Here is a 3,991-nt window from a genome sequence, read left to right on the forward strand (position 1 = left end):
GTCTGGTTCGCAACGGGACTTTCCGCGTCGACTTCGAACTCGGCCATCTGGACCTTCCCGCCCGCGAAGGAGTCAACGTCCCGCGCGGCAGGAAGCCCGACGACGCGGACGATAGACTCCGCGGCGAGCAGGTTCGTACAGACCATGAAGTCGATGCCGAAGGCTTTCTCGGAGCGCTGCCACGTTCGAAGGTACTCCGTGTTCTTCACGCGGGCGATGGTGAACGCCTCAGAGATGGCCTTGGCCGTCGCGCACGTGACGATATTCGTCTCGTCGTTGTCGGTCGAAGCGATGACCATGTCCGCACGCCCGACACCCGCCTCTTCGAGCGTCTCGACGGAGGTGCCGTCGCCGTGGAGTGCCAACACGTCGAGCGAGTAGTTCAGTTCGTCCACTCGCTCTGGGTCGCAGTCGATAATGACGACTTCGTGGGTGTCGTCCAGGTCGGCCGCGATGGACGACCCGACCTGCCCGGCGCCGATGATAATCACGCGCACGAGGGACCAGCCCCTATCATACCTCTTCGTTGGACCGCCTGCGCGTATGTGTATTTCCCTTCGGACTCGGGCGTGTCGCGGGCGGAAAGTCGGATCTGGATGCGGTTGCGGTCACGACGCGGCCCTGTGTGCGGTCAGAGTCACGACGTGGGCTTCGTGTGTATCGTGAGGTCGACCTTCCGGGGTCGCCCTTCGATGTCGGCGACGATGCGCTCGACGATACGCTCTGCTTCCTTCTGGAGGACGGGTTTTACCTTGTCGACGACCCAGCCGAGAGAGACGAAGCGTGGAAGGTCGATATCTCCGGCCGAGACGGTTTGTGTGTCGTATTCGACTTCAAAAAAGACGTTGCAGGCAGTGTCGGCATCCGAGGGCGCGTCGTCCGGTAGGTCATCGAGTGCTTCGACGCGCCAGCGACCCACTGCGTGGATGTCCTTGGTGATTGTCCAGTCGATACGCGTCGGTGGCGTCACGTCTGTTACCTTCGATTCCGCGGTGTAGGTGAGCTTCCACCAAGCGAAGTTGAGGGCGTATTTCGTTCCCGGCGACCCGTCGCCGAACTGCTGTACATCCTGGAGATGTTTCGAGTAGTTGGCGTACCGCGGGAAGTCCACGAGGAACTCGTAGACCTCCTCGGGAGGCAGGTAGACGACGGTGCTGACGGCTATCTCGTCCACGAACCAGCATTCACCCGGTGGAAACTAAGCCTTGTGGGCTGGCGTCCCGCGACACTTGGAGAGCGCCATCGCAATCGCAACCTATAATCGCCCCGTGTCGAGACCTACTGCTGAATGGTTGGGGGGACGCTGCGGGACATTAGAGCTGAGATTCGGTCTCTCTCGTGTCCCAGTGGCGATTACGTAGTGGTGTGTGGCCGGACAGGGGTCGAACCCGGGGCGGTGCTTGGACAACAGTTTCCTGACCGGCACGCCGCCGGTGAGGCCGCGGAACTCGTGAGCGAGTACCGGTCTGTACTCCGGCGATACGACCCGGGCGTACCGTACTACGACCCGCTGGTCCACGAGTTATCGGAGCGACCGATGCAACCGCTCGCAACCGAGCCCGAAGATAACCACACGCGGTATCGCGCCTTCTGTCACGACGTTTCCGGGTCGCTGTTCGAAGCACTGGCGGAGACGGGCCACCGAGTAGTCGAAACGGCAGTCATGGAGACGTATCTCACGCTGGCCGAAGTCGTCGAGGACCACGACGACTTCTGTCTCACTCTGCTGTGGAGCATGATGAGCGAACTCGATGTTCGTCTGTCGCCGTCGGAACAGAACACTATCGTGGAGACGGCTGCGGAACTGTTCTCTCCGACGACGACACCGAATCCCGTAGGCTCGACGCTCCGAACGCTCGAAGCGGTCGCGTTCATCGACGGGTACTCGCTGCGCCCGATTTGTGACCCCGAGTCCGGGTGTTCCGATGGACACACACCCAAAAATGCCATTCGGACGTGGGAACTCACGTTCGGAGACTACGCGCTCGCGGAGCGAACCGGTCGCATTCCGACGCTCCCCATCGCGGTCGACCTCCTTCGACGCACGCCCGAGCGGGCCGTTCGGTTCATCGACGGCGAGGCGCTGTCGGATGGCCGGTGGCGTGTTCGACTCCAGACTATCCCCGACGGCGAATCGAGGGGACTCGTCAGCGTCGAAGCAGTCGAAAACCGGTGGCTCAACGATTCATAAGGACTGTTGTAGTCTCTTACCGGTGTCACCGGAACCGGGACGGCGGTTCCCGGTAAATAGTTACAACAGTCCTTATCAGGCGCGTCGACTCACCTGTGACGAGAACGCGGGAGCACCCGGTTCCGGCACCGCGTCATCGGTGATTTGGTTCGCTCGAAATCCGGCGGTTTTGACCATCAGCAGCTATCCGTACGCCTTTACTGACTGCTTGGCTACCGTCCAGTATGAGCGAGCCAAATTCGTGGGACGCCCTCGTCGTCGGTGGCGGCGTCGCGGGTCTCACCGCAGCGACCTTCCTCGCACGCGCCGGACTCGACACCCTCGTCGTGAACGAAGGCGAGTCCATCGTCCGCCGAAACGCACACCTCGAAAACGTCCCCGGGTTTCCGGCGGGCGTCAACAGTCGACTGTTCACCGACCTCTTGACCGAACAGGCGGAGCGAAGCGGTGCGGACAGACGGACTGGCCGAGTTATCGCCCTCGATGTACTCGGTGACGAGGACGACCCCCTGTTCTGGGCGACTGTCGAGACCGAAGACGGCGAAGAGACGATTCCCACCGCTCGGGTCGTCGCAGCCTCTTGGGCCGACGCGTCGTATCTCGAAGGTACCGGCGTCGAACGCAGAGACGCCGGGTCGAAAACGTACGTCGAGGTCGACGACCTCGGTCGAACCGCCGTCCCCGGACTGTACGCCGCGGGACGACTCACCGAAATCTACCACCAGGCGGTCGTCGCCGCCGGTGACGCCGCGGAGACGGCTATCACGCTCGTACACGACTCCGGAACGCCGTTTTACAACGACTGGGTCGCGCCGACCGGTTACTTCACAGACCGGGGACGCGAGGTCCCACCGGCGTGTGAGGAAATCGACGCTGACGAGCGCGAACGCCGCGAGGCAGAATCCCGGGCGGTCATGCAGGAGTTCTTCGCCGAGCCACACGAGGAACCACAGCGCACGCATCCGAGTCTCGTCGACGACGACCTCGGGCGACTGGACGAGTAGTTCGGCGGGCCTGCCGACCCCGCCGAATCGCCTCCGAAGACGCGAATCCTTTTAACCGATAGCGGGCGCAGAGACGAGTGAATGCTCGAAGGTGTGAACGTCGCGCTCGGGGTGACGGGAAGTATCGCGGCCGTGAAAGTCGTCGAGTTGGCGCACGAACTTCGCCGACAGGGAGCCTCCGTACGCGCGGTGATGACCGGCGCGTCGACGGGAATCATCCACCCGTGGGCCGTCGAATTCGCCACCGAACACGACGTGGTCACGGAGATAACCGGCCGCGTCGAACACGTCGAACTCTGCGGCCGCGACGGCTGGGCGGACGTGTTTCTCGTCGCACCCGCGACGGCCAACACGGTCGGAAAGATAGCCGCCGCTATCGACGACTCCCCCGTCACGACCTGTGCGACGACCGCTCTCGGTGCCGGAGTGCCGGTCGTCGTCACACCTGCAATGCACGAACCCATGTACGACCATCCGGGTGTCATGGATGCCATCGAGCGCGTAAAGTCGTGGGGCGTCGAATTCGTCGACCCGCGAATCGAAGAGGGGAAGGCAAAAATCGCGACCGAGGAGGCCATCATCACCGGCGTGGCGACGGCCACGACGGCGCAGACGCTCGCCGGGAAATCTATCATCGTCACCTCCGGAGCGACGACCGAGTCGGTCGACCCGATTCGAACCCTCTCGAACCGCGCATCGGGTCGGACGGGACGCGCCGTCGCCCGCGCGCTCGCTATCCGCGGTGCGGACGTAACGCTCGTCCACGACGACGGAGACGTTCACTACGCGGACGTAC

At 63.1% G+C, this 3,991-nt stretch carries 5 protein-coding genes; 3 read left to right on the top strand and 2 right to left on the bottom strand.

What is annotated here, in order from left to right; genetic code table 11:
- Both QT222_RS05010 and QT222_RS05015 read right to left on the bottom strand, forming a co-directional pair.
- Positions 1–497, bottom strand: a 497-nt coding sequence (locus QT222_RS05010; RefSeq protein WP_491476508.1) for an NAD-binding protein, incomplete at its 3' end; no start/stop codon positions are given.
- A gap of 140 nt (positions 498–637) precedes the next feature.
- Positions 638–1,174 (bottom strand): SRPBCC family protein, encoded by a 537-nt coding sequence (locus QT222_RS05015; protein WP_004572613.1) that lies wholly within the window; start codon positions 1,172–1,174, stop codon positions 638–640.
- A 114-nt stretch (positions 1,175–1,288) separates the two neighbouring features.
- On the opposite strand from QT222_RS05015, the gene QT222_RS05020 reads away from it, so the two are divergent.
- The 3 genes from QT222_RS05020 to coaBC all read left to right on the top strand — a co-directional run.
- Complete coding sequence (locus QT222_RS05020; protein WP_049917419.1) at positions 1,289–2,191, top strand: DUF7551 domain-containing protein; 903 nt, start codon at positions 1,289–1,291, stop codon at positions 2,189–2,191.
- 224 nt (positions 2,192–2,415) lie between these two features.
- A complete protein-coding gene (locus tag QT222_RS05025) occupies positions 2,416–3,195 on the top strand; it encodes an FAD-dependent oxidoreductase (RefSeq protein ID WP_004572611.1) in 780 nt (259 codons plus the stop codon).
- Positions 3,196–3,276: 81 nt separating this feature from the next.
- The coding region (gene coaBC / locus QT222_RS05030; protein WP_491476509.1) for a bifunctional phosphopantothenoylcysteine decarboxylase/phosphopantothenate--cysteine ligase CoaBC at positions 3,277–3,991 on the top strand (715 nt) is incomplete at its 3' end.

The organism is Haloferax sp. s1, from assembly GCF_058382125.1.